This window comes from Stenotrophomonas nitritireducens (genome assembly GCF_050984405.1).
Classification (GTDB): domain Bacteria; phylum Pseudomonadota; class Gammaproteobacteria; order Xanthomonadales; family Xanthomonadaceae; genus Stenotrophomonas; species Stenotrophomonas nitritireducens_B.
The window spans coordinates 1,937,200-1,952,569 of record NZ_CP158790.1 but is presented as its reverse complement, the minus strand read 5'-3'; the positions used below and the strand labels follow the sequence as shown (position 1 = coordinate 1,952,569).

Below are 15,370 nucleotides of genomic sequence, written 5' to 3'. Positions count from 1 at the left end.
CTTGAAAAGATCGCTACCCACCGTAGGAGCGGCTTCAGCCGCGAATGGGGCCTTCGTCGGGAAAGCCTGTCGCGACTGAAGTCGCTCCTACGGGATGTGGCGGAAGGGCGGTATGCCCACTCGCCTGCGGCCGACGCGGACGGCGAGGCCTGAAAAGAGTGCTCACGCACCGTAGGAGCGGCTTCAGCCGCGAATGGGGCCTTCGCCGGGAAAGCCCGTCGCGACTGAAGTCGCTCCTACGGGTGGAAGGGCGCGCGCTTAGTAGCTGCCGTCGAACGCGAAGATCGGCTTGCGCTGTTGCCACAGGCCGCCGGTGAAGTCCGGGAACTCCAGGGTCTGGAAGCCGTTGGCGATGGACTGCTCGGACAGCGGCGTGATCGCGCTCCAGGTCACCGCGTCGAAGATGTCGATCGGCATCGGCGCCCGCGCCTTCAGCGCCTCGACGAAGGCGTGGATCACGAACCAGTCCATGCCGCCATGGCCGGCGCCGGCGGCGGTGTCGGCGTGCTGCTTCCACAGCGGATGCTCGTACTGGTCCTGGTAGGCCTTGAAGTCCTCCCACTGGTGCGGCGGGCTGCGGCCCTCGATGTGGATGCCGTGGTTGAGGTCCATCCACAGCCCCTTGGTGCCCTGCACGCGGAAGCCCAGCGAGTACGGGCGCGGCAGCGAGGTGTCGTGCTGCAGCAGGATGGTCTCGCCGTTGGCGCAGGCCAGCGTGGTGGTGACGATGTCGCCCAGCTTGAACTGCACCTTCGTACTCGGATGCGTGGTGCCGCCGCTTTTCTCCACGGTGTATTCGTGCAGGCCGCGCGCCTTGCTGGCGAAGGCGTTGATGTGGGTGAAGCGGTTGCCGCGGTTGATGCCGGTGTACATCGCGCACGGGCCGATGCCGTGGCTGGGGTACAGCTCGCCGTTGCGCCTGACCGAGTGTTCGGTACGCCAGCGCGCCTCGGACCAGCCTTTGGGCCCGAACTCGACGCCGCTGCCGTAGGGGTGGTCGGGATCGCCATCGTTGAACTTCACCCCGCGCAGGTCGTGCTGGTAGCCGGCCTGCAGGTGCACCAGTTCGCCGAACAGGCCCTCGCGCACCATCTGCAGCGCCGCCATCACGTCGCGGCGGTAGCACACGTTTTCCAGCAGCATGTACGGCGTGCCGGTCTGCAGCTGGGTGTTGAGCACGTCCCAGTGGTCCTGCAGGGTGATGCCGGCCACGACTTCGCAGCCGACCGCGACCTTGGCCTGCATCGCGGCGATCGCCATCGGCGCGTGCAGCTCCCACGGCGTGGCGATGACCACGCCGTCCAGGCCGCGCTGTTCGAGCAGGCGCTTCCAGGCGTTGCCGTCGCCGTCGGCGCCATAGGTCTTCGGCGCCGGCTTGCCGGCCTTGGCGACCATGGCGGTGGCGCGGCCAAGCATGATCGGCTCGATGTCGCACAGCGCCACCACCTCCACGTCGTCGCGGCGCAGCAGTTCCTTGAGCAGGACCTGGCCGCGCATGCCGGTGCCGATCATGCCCAGCCGCACCTTGCGCCCGCGCGCCCAGGCCGGCGTATCCGGCAACAGGCTGGTGGCGGCCAGCGCCGCGCCGGCCAGGATGAATTCCCTGCGTTTCATTGCATGTCCTCTTTCACTTGGAATCGCGCCCGGTGCGGCCTGGAGGGTGCGCCGGGCGGGCGAAGCGGCGCCCTCCCCTTCATGCCATGCATGCGGGGGAGGACGCAACGGCCTGCATCAGAACCTGTAAGTGGCGGTCACGCTGTAGATGCGGCCGAAGTTGTTGGTGTAACCGGGGAAGTTCATCCAGTCGTTCGGGTCGTAGAACGGCAGGCGGTTGAACAGGTTCTTCACCGTCACGCCCACGCTCAGCTTCTCGATCGGCCGCCAGTTCACGCTCAGGTTGGCCGTCCACCAGGCCGGCGCGCCCGAGCACTGGCCTGGCGAGACATCCAGGTAGCTGCCGGTGCAGGTCTCGGCGTTGTTGTCCTCGGCGTCGATGCGGTCCCACGCCCACTTGGTGCCGCCGACGTAGTTGATGTAGAAGCCGGTGTCCCAGTTGCCGTAGGTCCAGTTGGTGTTGAACGTGGCGCGCAGGCGCGGGTTGTTGTAGTAGCCGACGAAGTTGCCGTAGTACCAGCCGTCGGCGTCGTCGGAGTTGTACATGTTGCGGTTGGCGATGGTCGCGGCCACGCCGATGTTCAGGCGGCCCCACTCGCCCAGGTCGAAGCGGCCGCGGGCGTCCACGTCCAGGCCGTCGATCAGGGTGCGGCCGCGGTTCTTGTACTGGCCGATGACGCTGGCCACGTTGCCGGTGCTGTAGCCGGGCAGGACGCCCGGACAGGTCACGCCGCTGGCCGGGTCGGCGCACATGCTGGCCAGCGCGGCCAGGTTGGCCAGGTCGGTCTCGGTGATCGGGAAGCGCGTCATCGAGCTGATCTCTTCCGGCTTGCTGTAGTCCGGCGCGACGATCTCGTTGCGGCGGTACACGAACCAGTAGTCGGCCGACACCGACAGCCAGTCGGTGGGCTCGAGCACGAAGCCCAGCGTGGCGATCTTGGCCTTCTCCGGCTTCAGGTCCGGGTTGGGCTGGGTCATGCGCGCCACGTTGCGGCTGCAGTCGCTGTTCCACAGGCTGTTGCCCAGGTCCTTGTCGACGGTGCGGCTGGACTGGCGCAGCAGGCCGGCGATGGCGTTGGTCTCGGCGCAGCGGGTCTCGTCGCGGTAGCCGCCGATCTGCGCGTACACGCCGCCGGTGCCGGACTCGGCCAGGCTCGGCGCGCGGAACCCTTCCGAATAGGTGCCGCGCAGCATCAGCTGCGGCAGCGCCTGGTACTTCAGGCCGATCTTCGGCGCGAGGTTGGCGCTGAAGTTGGGGTACTTGTCCACGCGCAGCGCCAGGTCCAGTTCCAGCTTGTCGGTGATCGGCGCCACGGCTTCGGAGAACAGCGCGTAGGTGTTGCGCTTGCCGTCGAACCACGAGCCGCCCTGCTGGGTGATCAGGCCGTCGGCGGCGTCCTGGTTGCCCGGGGTGTAGAACGTCTCGCGGGTGGCGTTGAAGCCGAACGCCGCGCGCACCTCGCCGGCCGGCAGGTTGAACAGCGGGCCTTCGATCTTGCCGTCCAGGGTGTGCAGGCGGGTCCAGGACTGGATGTCGAAGGTCGGGAACGCCTCGCGGATCAGCGCGGCGTTGGCCTCGCTGATCTCGCCGAACTTGTATGCCGGGTGGTCGGAGATGATGACGCGGCCGGTGCCCGGATCGATGGTGTACGGGCCGAAGGCCTTCTCGAAGCCGCGCAGGTTGACGTTGGTGGTCTGGTAGGTGACCGAATGCGAGCCGGCGGTGGCGAAGGCCGTCTCCCAGTTCCAGCCGCTGTCGCCGAAGCTGCCGCGCAGGCCGGCCACCGCGCGGTAGCTCTTGTCGGTGTTGCGCTGGCCGAAGTGGTTGCCGCCCACGTCCTGGAGCAGGTAGCTCAGCCCGACCACGCCGCCCATCAGCGCCTTCATCTCGGGGCTGGCATGGTTGTACTCGTTGTTCGGGCCCAGGAACGGGTACAGGAACTGGTTGACCGTGTTGCCGGTATTGCGCGAGAACCAGCTCTGCGGGTTGCCGGTGGTGGTGCCGTAGGCGCGCGGCGTGCCGCCGTTGGCGCGCAGGTCGATGTCGGTGTAGGTCAGTTCGGCGAACGCCTCGGTGGCGTCGTTCATCTGGAAATGGCCGTTGACGTAGGCGGTCACGCGCCGGGAATCGGCGCCGCCGTTGATCTGGCGGTTCATCCACGTCTGCCAGATGCAGCGGGTGCCGCTGGCCACCTGCAGCACGTTGTTGCAGCCCGGCGCGGCTTCGTCCACGCGCGCCTTGGTCACCGGGTCGAAGGCGAAGTAATAGCCGGGGTTGAACACGCCCGGTGCGCTGCCGGTATCAAGGCGCAGGTTCTTGATGTAGTCCGGATTGTTGACGTAGAACTGCGCCGGGTTCTTGTCGTACCACTCGCTGTCCGGGATGCCGTTGCGCTCGTACAGGTTGACGCTGGCGTAGACGTTGTAGCGGTCGGTGGACAGGTCGCCGAAGCCGCCGGTGATGCTGGCCTGCTTCTCGCCGAAGGAATCGAAGCGCGGCGCGGTATCCCAGGTGCCGCTGACTTCCAGCCCTTGGTAGTCGCGCTTGGTGATGACGTTGATGACGCCGGCCACCGCGTCGGTGCCGTACACGGCCGAGGCGCCGTCGGTCAGCACTTCCATGCGCTCGATGGCGGCGGCGGGAATGGCGTCGATGTTGACGAACTGGGTCTGGAAGCCCGCCGGCGCGCCGTAGTACGACAGGCGGCGGCCGTTGAGCAGCACCAGCGTGCCCTGCGCGCCGAGGCCGCGCAGGTTGGCCTGCGAGGCGCCATCGGAACCGGTGAACAGCGATTTGGAATCCACCTGCGCCGGGCGCGCGGCCGGCAGGTTGTCCAGCACCTGCAGCAGGGTGCGGGCGCCCATGTTCTGGATGTCCTGCTTGCTGATGACCTGCACCGGCGAGGCGGTTTCCACGTCGGTGCGGCGGATGTTGGAACCGGTGACCTCGACGCGGGCCAGCTCGGTGGTCTTTTCCTTGTCTTTGTCCGTGGCCGCGTCCTGCGCGAGCGCGGGCGCGGCGATGGCGATCAGGGCGCTGGCCACGGCCAGCGACAGCGGCGTGATCAGGCAGCGGTTGGGATTGCGGCGGGCTGGCAACATCGGGGTTCTCTCCTGGCGGTGACGCACGGAACAGCGGATGGCGGGCATGGCGATCCCGTTCCACGGCCGCGGCGGCCGTGGTCGGTGTGGTGGGGGAGCAGCGGTGTTACGCGGGGGTCATGGGGCGACGAGTTCGGCGGAATCGCCCTCCTCGCCGATCAGCACGGCATTGGCCCAGTTGCCGCAGACCTGGGCGGGTTGGCTGCCCTGCGCACCCAGCGTGCGCAGGCTCAGCGAGGACAGGCCGCGGATGTCCAGCTCCGGCTTGACCACGCCGGGCGCCTTCACCAGGCCGCTGTCGTAGAGCAGGCGGCCGTCGCCCCAGACCTGGAACTGCAGGCCGCCGGCGGCGCGGCAGGCATCGTCGATGCCGAGGTCGGCGCGCAGCAGGTGCCAGCGGCCCTTGAGCGCGATATCGACGCGGCTGTCGGCGCCCACGCCCAGGCCGCGGCGGAACTGCAGGCCGTTCATGCGCATGGCGGCGTCGCCGCGGAAGGAGCGGTCGGCCTGCACCTGCCCGGCCAGCGCGGCCGGCAGCGGCAGCTGGGAGAGGTACTGCTGCCGTGCCGGCCGCTCCGGTAGCTGTTGTTCGAGGATGCGGAAGGTGGACAGCGCGATCGGGCCGACGTCGCGCGGCTGCAACGCATCGATGGCGCGCGCGGCATTGCCCTGCGCGGCGCTGACCATCGGGTCGTTGCCCGAGGCGCCGTCGCCGTCCGGGTTCTGCACGCCAAGCACGCGGAAGCGCAGCAGGCGGCCGGCATGGGCCGGGAAATCGATGCGCTGCAGGCCTTCCTTCAACGACAGGCGGCCGCGCACGACGGGCTCGCCCCATTCACCGTTGCTGTCGGCCATGTAGATCTCGTAGTCGCGCACCTGGCCGTGCTTCCAGTGCTGGTCGTTGCGCGGGGCCAGTTCGACGCCGTCGATCATGCGCCGCTCGCCGAAGCCGATCACCCACTCGTGGGCGCCGCTGCGGATGGCCTGGTTGCGCACGGTGCGGAACCAGGTGGCCGGGTCGTCGTCGAAGGCGTTTTCCAGCGGGTAGCCCTTTTCCTCGGCCGGGCGGTTGACCACCAGCAGGCTGTCCGGCGGCAGCGCGCGGCCCTGCTCCGGCGCGGCCGGGAACACGTCGTCGGCCACGGCGGCGGCGGCCGGGAAATCCAGCTGCAGCTGCAGCGGCTGGCGGATGTCCACCATCGCGGTGCGCACGTGCAGGGTGCCGCGGCGCTCGCCGGCGTCGAAGTACCAGCCTTCGCCGGCCGTGTCGAAAGCGGCGGCACCGGCGAGCGCGGGCAGCGCGCGGCCGTCCAGCCGCACCGCCGCCGGCGCCTGCCGGTTGAGCACGCGCAGGCCGTAGCGGCGCTGCGCCAGCTGTCCGCGGTACTCGCCCTGCACCGCATCGATCTGCACCTGCACCGGGCCGCTGCCCTGCGCCGGCGCCTGCACGCGGATCTGCTGCGTGCTCGATTCGCCCTGCTGGTAGCGGCGCGTGTTGCCATCGTCTTCGTACAGCGTGTACTGCGAATCGCCCTGCGGATACAGGTCGAACGTCACCTCATCCAGCGGCTTCTCGCCGTCGAACAGCATGGCCGGGTACATCGGCAGGATCGCGCCGGCGCGCACGAACACCGGCAGCGTCGCCAGGTCCACCTGGCGGTCGAGCTGGCGGCCCTCGGCGCCGGCCTGCACGCGGCGGCCGTCCCAGTAGTCGATCCAGCCGCCGGCCGGCAGGTGGATGTCGCGGCGCCAGCCGCGGCTGGCGGCCTGGCTGCGGTACACCGGCGCCACCAGCAGGTCGCGGCCGAGCAGGAACTGGTATTTGTAGGCCTCGTCGCGCGCGTGCGGGTCGCGCGGGTTGTCCCACATCAGCCCGCGCACCGGCGGCGCGCCGGTCTGCGCCGCTTCGTGCACCAGCCCGTACATGTACGGGGTCAGGCGCATTTTCAGCTTGAGGTAGTCGCGGTTGATGCCGCGGTAGGGTTCGTCGAACCACCACGGGTGCTTGCGCGCGCTCGACGACCAGCCGCTCATGCCCATCAGCACCGGCGTGAACGCCTTCCACTGCAGGTCGCGGGTGAAGGTCTCGGCACTGCCGCCGAAGATCGCATCGACGTCGCCGCTGGCGTAGGCCATGCCGGACAGGCCCGAACCGACCAAGGTCGGCACATGCCAGCGGATGTAGTCCCAGCTGCTGCTCTGGTCGCCGGTCCAGGCCACCGCATAGCGCTGGATGCCGGCCCAGCCCATCACCGTCCACAGGAACGGGCGCGAATCGGAGTTGTCGAGGATGCCGTTGAACGCCTGGCGGTTGGCGTCCATCGCGAACTGGTAGCCCTTGCCGGTCCAGGCCACGTCCAGTTTCTGCACGCGGCTGCCGGCCTTGCCCACTTCCCAGGCGATCTTGTCCACGCCGTTCTCGGTCCACAGGCCGGTCCTGAAGCCGTACTTCGCCAAGCCCTGCACGGTCTCGGGCAGCTGTTTGTAGCCGCAGCCGTAGCCGTCGTTGGGCAGGATCCAGCCGCCGGGCATGTCGTGTTCGCGGTACTGGCGGGCGACGCTGTCGATCACGTCCGGCGTGGTGCCGGTGGGGCCGTCGCTCCAGCCTTCGGGCACGCTGCCGGGCTTCTTGACGTTGTCGCCGTCGTTGTAGCAATCGGCATCGCCGTAGGACAGCGCCCAGCGCGCGACCATGTTCGGGCGGCCGGTCAGCTGCGTGTAGCGTTCGATCAGCTTCGGCAGGTCGGCGCCGACGAAGTAGTAGGCGTCGAAGCGGTCCTCGCGGTGCAGCAGCGTGGCCTGGTCGGGCTGGCGCAGGTCGTAGCTGCCGTCGCTCCACGTATTGCGCAGCATGCCCCAGCCGCGCGAGCTGAGCAGCATCGGCGCCGGGCTCGGGCGGTCGCCCTCCTCCCAGCCGCCGGAATAGGAAATTTCCAGTTCGCGGCCCTTGAACTGGTAGCGGCCGTTCTGCTGGCCGCCGCCGAAGAACGCCTCGTCGGCCTGCGAGGACAGCACCTGAACGCTCTGCGCGGCGTCCAGGTCCAGCGGCTGCAGTTCCTGCCACAGCGCGGTGGGCTGGCCACCTTCCATGCGTTCCAGGCGCAGGCGCAGCGGCTGGCGCTGCACGTGCAGCACCAGCGCGTCGGTGCGCACGCGGATTTCCTGCGCGTCTTCTTCCAGCTGCGCCTGCACGTCGGTCCGCGGCTGCGGCAGCACGATGGGCGCGGCCTTGTCGCCAGCGTCAGTCAACTTGCCCTTGCGGCCGGCCTGCACGCGCACGATGTCGGTGGCCGGCAGCTCGATGCGGATGCGCGCGCCGGTGTCGGTGAGCAGGTCCCAGCCGCGCACGCCATCGCGGCCATCGCCAGCGCTGACCGAGCGCAGGTTGCCCACCGGCTCGGCATGCAGCGGCAGCGCCGGCAGCAGCAGGACGGAAAGCAGCGCCACCGGCAGTGGCAGACGACGTACGCGGTTGTGCACCTTGCTCCCCAGGCCCAGGCGGGCATTCGATGGCGGTTGCGCCGACTCTAGGGCAGCATTTCGAAAGATGTCAACAAAATGAAAGCAAAAGACAAGAATTTTTAGATGAATCGAAAGTTTGTGCAAAGCACCACTTTCCTTATCGGCTCCAGCAGCGTGAATACGCCCTGCGAAAGCAACCGCCCGCCGACCTTTCGATTCGCCATGACGCGCCTCCGTATGCGGCACCACGAAAGATTTCTTTCTTTTTTCTTTCGATGTTTGACATTTCGAAAGAAAAAGCAGATCGTGCGCAGGCCCAACAGGAACCAAGAATGGACGCCACCCCGCTTACCGATCCGTCCGCCTGGCAGCGCCTGGGCGGAGCCGATACCGCCGCCGAAATCGCCCAGCAGCCGGCGTTGTGGGAAACCCTGGCCGCCGGCCTGGAGCGCGACCAGGAGCGCCTGCAGGCCTTCCTCGGCCAGCGCCTGTCCGATCCGGCGCAGCGGGTGCTGTTCACCGGCGCCGGCAGCTCCGGCTTCATCGCCGAGATGGTCGCCGACACGATCAACGCGCAGTGGCCTGCGGAAGTGCGCGCGGTGCACACCACCAGCCTGCTGACCCACCCGGCGCTGTACCTGCAGCGCGAGCGCCCGACCCTGCTGGTGTCCTTCGGTCGCAGCGGTTCGAGCCCGGAAAGCGTGGCCGCGGTCGAGCGCGTGCGCGCCGACGTGGACGACGCGCGTTTCCTGGACATCACCTGCAACGCCGACGGCGAACTGGCGCGCCGCGGCGCCGGCCGCGAGGACACCTGCACCCTGCTGATGCCGGCGGCCAGCTGCGACCGCGCCTTCGCTATGACCAGCAGCCTGAGCTGCATGCTGCTGGCGGCGCTGGCGGTATTCGACCGCGCACCGTGGAGCGAACGCGGCGCGCGCATCGGCCAGGTCGCCGCGCTGGCGCGACAGGGCCTGCAACGCTGGGACGCGCCGGTGGCCGCGCTGGCCGCGCAGCCGTTCGACCGGGTGATCTACCTGGCCAGCGGCCCGCTGGAAGCGCTGGCGCGCGAAGCCGCGCTGAAGGTGCTGGAACTCACCGCCGGCCGCGTGCTGGCGATGGCCAACACGCCGCTGGGCTTCCGCCACGGCCCCAAGTCCACGCTCGACCCGCGCACCCTGGTGGTGATGCTGCGCAGCGTGCAGCCGCTGGCGCGCCGCTACGAACAGGACCTGCTGGACGAACTGCGCGGCGACGGCGTGGCCGGCAAGGTGTTGTCGCTCGGCCCGCATTCGGACATCGGCGCCGGCGACGATTTCACCCTGCCGGTGCCGGCCCTGCCCGACGCCTGGCTGGCGCCGGCCTGGCTGCCGTTCGCCCAGCTCTACGCGCTGCGCCGCTCGACCGCGCTGGGGCTGACGCCGGACAACCCGTTCCCCGACGGCACCGTCAACCGCGTGGTCAAGGGCGTCACCATCCACCATGGCTGAGTCCACCGCCACCTGCTACGGCATCGACATCGGCGGCACCAAGACCGAACTGGTGGCCTGCGACGCGGCCCTGCAGGTGAGCTGGCGCAAGCGCATCGCCACCCCGCAGGGCGACTACGCCGGCTTCCTGCAGGCGGTCGAAACCCTGGTCGCCGATGCCGATGCAGCGCTGGGACAGACCGCGCACGCCATCGGCATCGCCCTGCCGGGCGTGCGCGACCGCCGCAGCGGCCGCCAGCTCAGCGCCAACGTGCCGGCCCTCACCGGCCAGTGCGTGGCGCAGGACCTGCAGGCGCGCCTGCAGCGGCCGCTGCATTTCGGCAACGACCTGCAGTGCTTCGCCTTGTCCGAAGCGCACGGCGGCGCCGCCGACGGCTACGCCAGCATGTTCGGCGCGATCCTCGGCACCGGCGCCGGCGGCGGCTACTGCGTGCAGGGCCGGCTGATCGGCGGCTTCAACGGCCTGGCCGGCGAATGGGGCCACTGGAGCGTGCCGGCCAACCTGCTGCAGCGCCACGGCCTGCCGCTGCTGGACTGCGGCTGCGGCCTGCGCGGCTGCGTGGAGCGCTATGTCTCCGGCAGCGGCGTGGCGATGATCGAACGCCACCTGGGCGGCAGCGCCGCCAACGCCAGCGACGTCATCGCCCTGGCCGAGGCCGGCGACGCGCGCGCGCGGCAGGCGCTGGACATCCACCGCGACCTGCTCGGCCACAGCTTCGCGGCGCTGATCCTGGCGCTGGACCCGCACGTCATCGTGCTCGGCGGCGGCCTGTCGCAGCATGCGCCGCTGTACGAACAGTTGCCGGCGGCGATCACCACGCATCTGTTCGCCGGCGTGCAGGTACCGCCCATCGTGCCGCCCCGCTTCGGCGATGCCGGCGGCGCGCGCGGCGCCGCCCTGCTCGCCTGCCAACCCGCCTTTTCCTGATACCGGGAGTCCGTCCATGTCCCCGCTGCAATCCCTGCTCGCCGAGCATCGCGCCGGCCACAACGTCGGCCTGTACAGCGTCTGCTGCAGCAACGAACAGGTGCTGCGCGCAGCCATGCACGTGGCCGCGCGCCACGGCACCGTGCTGCTGGTCGAAGCCACCTCCAACCAGGTCGACCAGTTCGGCGGCTACACCGGCATGACCCCGCCGCAGTACCGCGACTACGTGCAGGCGCTGGCCGACGAGGAAGGCTTTCCGCGCGGACGGCTGGTGCTCGGCGGTGACCACCTCGGCCCCAACGCCTGGCAGAAGCAACCCGCCGCCGAGGCGATGGCGCACGCGCGCGTGCTGATCGAGGCCTATGTCGCCGCCGGTTTCCACAAGATCCACCTGGACTGCAGCATGTCCTGCGCCGACGACCCGGTGCCGCTGCCCGACGCCATCGTCGCCGCGCGTTCGGCCGAGCTGGCCGAAATCGCCGAGCGCACCGCCGCCGCGAACGGTCTGCCGCCGCCGGTCTACGTGATCGGCACCGAAGTGCCGGTGCCCGGCGGCGAAGCCTCGCTGGAGGCCGGGCTGGCGGTGACCACGCCGGCCGCGGCCGCGCAGACGCTGGAGATCCACCGCCAGGCCTTCGACACGCCGCAGTTGCACAATGCGTGGCAGCGGGTGATCGCGATGGTGGTGCAGCCGGGCGTGGACTTCGACCACAGCAGCGTGCACGACTACGACCCGGCCGCCGCCGGCGAGCTGGCCGATTTCCTCGAGCGGCAGCCGCGCATCGTGTTCGAGGCGCACTCCACCGACTACCAGCGCGAAAGCGGCCTGCACGCGCTGGTGCGCGACCACTTCGCCATCCTCAAGGTCGGCCCGGCGGCGACCTTCGCCTACCGTGAGGCGCTGTTCGCGCTGGCCGCGATCGAAGCCGAACTGCTGCCGGCCGCGCAGTGCTCGCGCCTGCCGCAGGTGCTGGAAGAGGTGATGCTGGCGCAGCCGAAATACTGGCGGGCGCACTACCACGGCGACGAAGCCACGCTGCGCCTGCTGCGCGCCTTCGCCTTCAGCGACCGCTGCCGCTACTACTGGGGCGAGCCGGCGCTGCTGGACGCGGTGCGCACGCTGTTCGCCAACCTGGAAACGCACGCGCCGCCGCTGGTGCTGCTCAGCCAGTACCTGCCGGAGCAGTTCCGCGCGGTGCGCGAAGGCACGCTGGCGAACACGCCCGGCGCGCTGGTGCGGCACCGCATCGGCCTGTGCCTGGACGAATACGCGCGCGCCTGTTCGGCCAATACCGCCGGCATGCGCAAGCGCAACGAAAGTTCCGCCCATCCGGACCTTGCGAACGGCTAAGCTCGACCTTTCACGGAGCAAGCACGAGATGGCCATGCGCAACACCCGTTCCCGCCGGCAGCAGATCCTGCAGCAGCTGATCGAGCAGGGCTCGGTGCAGGTCGCCGAACTGGTCGGGCGTTACGGCGTGTCGGCGGTGACCATCCGCACCGACCTGGGCCATTTCGAGGAACAGGGCCTGGCCACGCGCACCCACGGCGGCGCCACCTTGGTGCGCACGCCGCCGCAGGAACAGGACATCCACGAGAAGGACGCGCTGAACCTGCCGCTGAAGGAGTCCATCGGCGCGCGCGCCGCGCAGCTGGTGCAGCCCGGCGACAACATCATCATCGACTCCGGCTCGACCACGATGACCCTGGCCCGCCACCTGCGCGGGCACCGCGACGTGACGGTGATGACCAACGGCCTGAACATCGCCTGGGAGCTGGCCAACGCGCCGGGCGTGAACGTGCTGCTCACCGGCGGCCAGCTGCGCAAGCAGTCGCTGTCGCTGCAGGGCAGCCAGGCCGAGGCCAGCCTCAACCCGTACAGCTTCGACACCCTGTTCCTGGGCGTGGACGGCCTGGACCTGCAGTTCGGCCTGACCACCCACGACGAGGCCGAGGCGCGTCTGAATCACCGCATGGTCGAACGCGCGCGGCGCATCGTGGTGCTGACCGACACCTCCAAGTTCGGCCGCGTCAGCCTGCACCGCATCGCCTACCTGGACCAGATCCACGCCGTGATCACCGATGCCGGCATCGACGAGGCCACGCGCGAGGGACTGCAGCGCCGCGGCATCGAAGTGGTCGTCGCCGAACCAACGGCCTGAGCCGTACGCAAAGCCCCTCTCCCCGCGGGAGAGGGGTTGGGGTGAGGGCCGCCTCATCGCTCCTGCGGGACGCCTGCCTCCTGCATATCCCGCACCTCGCCCTCCGGCGGCTTCGCCATGCGGTTTGGCAGCCCCTGCCAGGGGGCAGGCGGGCGACGTGATGTGCCGCTCCTTTCCTCCGGGAGCAATGGCGATGGCAGCGTGGGCGGCACGCACCAGGAACAGGCATTGATCGCCAGCCCGCTGCGGCGAAGAGCCAAAACGCAAACGGCCGCCCGAAGGCGGCCGTTGCTGCGACAGGCGCGAAGCCTGCGGCGGGATTACTCGGCGGACTTGGCGGCCTGGCGGGCAGCCTTGGCCTGCGCAGCGGCGGCCAGGTCTTCCTTGATGCGGGCAGCCTTGCCTTCCAGGCCACGCAGGTAGTACAGCTTGCCGGCGCGGACCTTGCCGCGGCGCTTGACTTCGACCGAGTCGATCAGCGCGCTGTGGGTCTGGAACACGCGCTCCACGCCGTAGCCATGCGAGATCTTGCGCACGGTGAACGAGGAGTTCAGGCCGGCGTTCTTGGTGCCGATCACGACGCCTTCGTAGGCCTGCACGCGCTCGCGGTTGCCTTCCTTGACCTTGACGTTGACGACGACGGTGTCGCCCTGGCTGAACTTCGGCAGTTCGCGGGTGATCTGGGCGGATTCGAAGTCCGCGACGATGGATTTGTTCAGCTTGCTCATGATTGCACCGATGTATTCGGGGTGGGCGTGTCGATTCGACAGCGGGGTCTCATGCAGTCACCGGATTGCGCTGCACGTTTGTTGTAGTTGGAACCGCGGCTGCCGGTCAGGCAGCAGCAAGCCGCGCATTATAGATGAGCTTCCGGCGCTGCGCCAGCGGCTTCTGCCGCAGGTCCGGGCTGGCCTGCGCCGGGCCCTGGCCGGGGAAGCCCGCGCCTACGGCAGTTTCCCGCGGGCCTCGTCCAGCAGCCGGCGGTCGGTCTTGTCCAGGCTGGCTTCGTCCAGCAGGTCGGGGCGGCGCAGGGCCGTGCGCAGCAGCGACTGCTGCCGGCGCCAGCGCGCGATCGCGGCATGGTTGCCCGAGCGCAGCACTTCTGGCACCTCGCCCAGCGCGTGGCTGGCCGGCTGGCTGTAGTGCGGGCAGTCGAGCAGGCCGTCGCCTTCGAAACTGTCCTGCACCGCCGATTCGGCGTCGTTGAGCGCGCCTTCCTGCAGCCGGGTGACCGCGTCGACGATCACCGCCGCGCCCAGCTCGCCGCCGGACAGCACGTAATCGCCGATGGAGATCTCCTCGTCCACCTCGGCGGCGAGGAAACGCTCGTCCACGCCCTCGTAGCGGCCGCACAGCAGGATCATGCGCGGCAGCGCGGCCAGCTCGCGCACCCTGGCCTGGGTCAGCGGCCGGCCCTGCGGGCTCAGGTAGATCAGCGGCGCCGGGGTCGGGTCGGCGGCGCGCGCGGCGGCAAGCGCCGCGCGCAGCGGTTCGATCAGCATCACCATGCCCGGGCCGCCGCCGAACGGGCGGTCGTCCACGCGGCGGTAATTGCCCTCGGCGTGGTCGCGCGGATTCCAGCCGTGCAGCTCGAGCAGGCCGCGCTCCTGCGCGCGGCCCACCACGCCCAGCGCGGCGGACTGCGCGATGAACTCGGGGAACAGGGTGATGACGTCGATGCGCATCGGGATCAGAACTCCGGATCCCAGTCGACCACGATCAGGTTGGCGTCGAAATCGACCGACTTGACGAAGTCGCCCATCACGAACGGCACCATGCGCTCGCGGTCGCCGCGCACCACCAGCACGTCGTTGGCGCCGGTATTGAACAGGTGCGAGGCGCGGCCCAGCTTCACGCCGTCCACGGTCTGCACGTCCAGGCCTTCCAGGTCGACCCAGTAGTACTCGTCCGGCTTCGGCGGCGGCAGCGCGCTGCGCGCGATGTAGATCTCGGTGCCGCGCATGGCTTCGACCACGTTGCGGTCGTCCACGCCGGGGAACGTCGCCACCAGCGTCTTGGCGGCCTCGCGGCCACGCACGCCGCTGATCTGCGACTCCTGCCCGGACGGGCTACGCAGGATCCACGGTTGATAGTTGAAGATGGCCAGCCGCGGCTCGGTCCAGGACTCGAGCTTGAGCTCGCCGCGCACACCAAAAGCGCCGGTCACCCTGCCCAGCAGGATCCGGCGCTCGGAATCTTTCTTCATAAAGCAGTCGGGCCGCGCTTGCGCGCGGCCCGCCAGGATCAGGCCGCTGCGGCCTGGGCCTTGGTCGCTTCCTTGTACAGGTTGCGAACCTTGTCGGTCAGCTGGGCGCCGTTGGCGACCCACTTGTCGACGGCGGCGATGTCCAGCACCACGCGCTGCTCGGCGCCCTGGGCGACCGGGTTGTAGTAGCCGACGCGCTCGATGTTGCGGCCGTCGCGGGCGCTGCGGACGTCGGTGACGATGATGTGGTAGAACGGACGCTTCTTGGCGCCGCCGCGGGTCAGTCGAATCTTGACCATGGTGGTTTTTCCTTTGTAGCCCAGTCGCCAGGATGGCGCGGTAAGCCGGCGATTATAGCCGCGGCCCTGCCCCATTCCAAGCCCGCCCCCCATCCTGCCTGAACGGGCGG

The 15,370-nt window shown here is 69.5% G+C and carries 11 protein-coding genes; 4 read left to right on the top strand and 7 right to left on the bottom strand.

The annotated features are described in order from the left end of the window. Window positions 1-258 precede the first annotated feature (258 nt). The 3 genes from ABTV91_RS08365 to ABTV91_RS08355 all read right to left on the bottom strand — a co-directional run bounded on the left by ABTV91_RS08365 (window position 259) and on the right by ABTV91_RS08355 (window position 8,196). Window positions 259-1,614, bottom strand: coding sequence for a Gfo/Idh/MocA family protein (locus ABTV91_RS08365; RefSeq protein WP_433854071.1), 1,356 nt, complete (start codon window positions 1,612-1,614; stop codon window positions 259-261). Window positions 1,615-1,731: 117 nt separating this feature from the next. Beyond that, a complete protein-coding gene (locus tag ABTV91_RS08360; RefSeq protein WP_433854070.1) occupies window positions 1,732-4,716 on the bottom strand; it encodes a TonB-dependent receptor plug domain-containing protein in 2,985 nt (994 codons plus the stop codon). A gap of 117 nt (window positions 4,717-4,833) precedes the next feature. Further along, window positions 4,834-8,196: a TIM-barrel domain-containing protein gene (locus ABTV91_RS08355; protein ID WP_433854069.1), complete on the bottom strand. Its 3,363-nt coding sequence runs from the start codon at window positions 8,194-8,196 to the stop codon at window positions 4,834-4,836. Window positions 8,197-8,510: 314 nt separating this feature from the next. On the opposite strand from ABTV91_RS08355, the gene ABTV91_RS08350 reads away from it, so the two are divergent. Genes ABTV91_RS08350 through ABTV91_RS08335 form a run of 4 tightly spaced genes read left to right on the top strand, consistent with a single transcriptional unit; the run spans window position 8,511 to window position 12,755 of the window. Then, entirely contained in the window at window positions 8,511-9,665 is a 1,155-nt protein-coding gene (locus ABTV91_RS08350) for an SIS domain-containing protein (protein ID WP_433854068.1), read from the top strand. Then, window positions 9,658-10,593, top strand: a complete 936-nt coding sequence (locus tag ABTV91_RS08345) for an ROK family protein (RefSeq protein WP_433854067.1) — start codon at window positions 9,658-9,660, stop codon at window positions 10,591-10,593. The genes ABTV91_RS08350 and ABTV91_RS08345 overlap by 8 nt, the downstream gene beginning before the upstream one ends. Before the next feature lie 16 nt (window positions 10,594-10,609). After that, window positions 10,610-11,944 carry a D-tagatose-bisphosphate aldolase, class II, non-catalytic subunit gene (locus tag ABTV91_RS08340; protein ID WP_433854066.1) on the top strand — a complete coding sequence of 445 codons (1,335 nt, stop codon included), beginning with the start codon at window positions 10,610-10,612 and terminating at the stop codon, window positions 11,942-11,944. A 28-nt stretch (window positions 11,945-11,972) separates the two neighbouring features. Further along, the gene (locus tag ABTV91_RS08335; RefSeq protein ID WP_433854065.1) at window positions 11,973-12,755 is read left to right on the top strand and encodes a DeoR family transcriptional regulator; all 783 of its coding nucleotides are present in this window, start codon (window positions 11,973-11,975) and stop codon (window positions 12,753-12,755) included. Between the two features lie 320 nt (window positions 12,756-13,075). On the opposite strand, the gene rplS is transcribed toward ABTV91_RS08335, so the two are convergent. From rplS to rpsP, 4 genes are all read right to left on the bottom strand, one after another. Then, window positions 13,076-13,483, bottom strand: a complete 408-nt coding sequence (gene rplS / locus ABTV91_RS08330; protein WP_054664251.1) for a 50S ribosomal protein L19 — start codon at window positions 13,481-13,483, stop codon at window positions 13,076-13,078. A gap of 216 nt (window positions 13,484-13,699) precedes the next feature. Continuing rightward, the gene (gene trmD / locus ABTV91_RS08325; RefSeq protein ID WP_433854064.1) at window positions 13,700-14,440 is read right to left on the bottom strand and encodes a tRNA (guanosine(37)-N1)-methyltransferase TrmD; all 741 of its coding nucleotides are present in this window, start codon (window positions 14,438-14,440) and stop codon (window positions 13,700-13,702) included. Between the two features lie 5 nt (window positions 14,441-14,445). Next, a complete protein-coding gene (rimM, locus tag ABTV91_RS08320; RefSeq protein WP_433854063.1) occupies window positions 14,446-14,961 on the bottom strand; it encodes a ribosome maturation factor RimM in 516 nt (171 codons plus the stop codon). A 38-nt stretch (window positions 14,962-14,999) separates the two neighbouring features. Continuing rightward, entirely contained in the window at window positions 15,000-15,260 is a 261-nt protein-coding gene (gene rpsP, locus ABTV91_RS08315; RefSeq protein WP_054664242.1) for a 30S ribosomal protein S16, read from the bottom strand. Between the last annotated feature and the right edge of the window lie 110 nt (window positions 15,261-15,370).

Excerpts from the sequence above, each read along its gene's own strand:
- ABTV91_RS08365 (WP_433854071.1), bottom strand. The coding sequence starts at position 1,614 with ATGAAACGCAGGGAATTCATCCTGGCCGGCGCGGCGCTGGCCGCCACC.
- ABTV91_RS08360 (WP_433854070.1), bottom strand. The coding sequence starts at position 4,716 with ATGTTGCCAGCCCGCCGCAATCCCAACCGCTGCCTGATCACGCCGCTG.
- ABTV91_RS08350 (WP_433854068.1), top strand. The coding sequence starts at position 8,511 with ATGGACGCCACCCCGCTTACCGATCCGTCCGCCTGGCAGCGCCTGGGC.
- ABTV91_RS08345 (WP_433854067.1), top strand. The coding sequence starts at position 9,658 with ATGGCTGAGTCCACCGCCACCTGCTACGGCATCGACATCGGCGGCACC.
- ABTV91_RS08340 (WP_433854066.1), top strand. The coding sequence starts at position 10,610 with ATGTCCCCGCTGCAATCCCTGCTCGCCGAGCATCGCGCCGGCCACAAC.
- ABTV91_RS08335 (WP_433854065.1), top strand. The coding sequence starts at position 11,973 with ATGGCCATGCGCAACACCCGTTCCCGCCGGCAGCAGATCCTGCAGCAG.
- rplS (WP_054664251.1), bottom strand. The coding sequence starts at position 13,483 with ATGAGCAAGCTGAACAAATCCATCGTCGCGGACTTCGAATCCGCCCAG.
- trmD (WP_433854064.1), bottom strand. The coding sequence starts at position 14,440 with ATGCGCATCGACGTCATCACCCTGTTCCCCGAGTTCATCGCGCAGTCC.
- rimM (WP_433854063.1), bottom strand. The coding sequence starts at position 14,961 with ATGAAGAAAGATTCCGAGCGCCGGATCCTGCTGGGCAGGGTGACCGGC.
- rpsP (WP_054664242.1), bottom strand. The coding sequence starts at position 15,260 with ATGGTCAAGATTCGACTGACCCGCGGCGGCGCCAAGAAGCGTCCGTTC.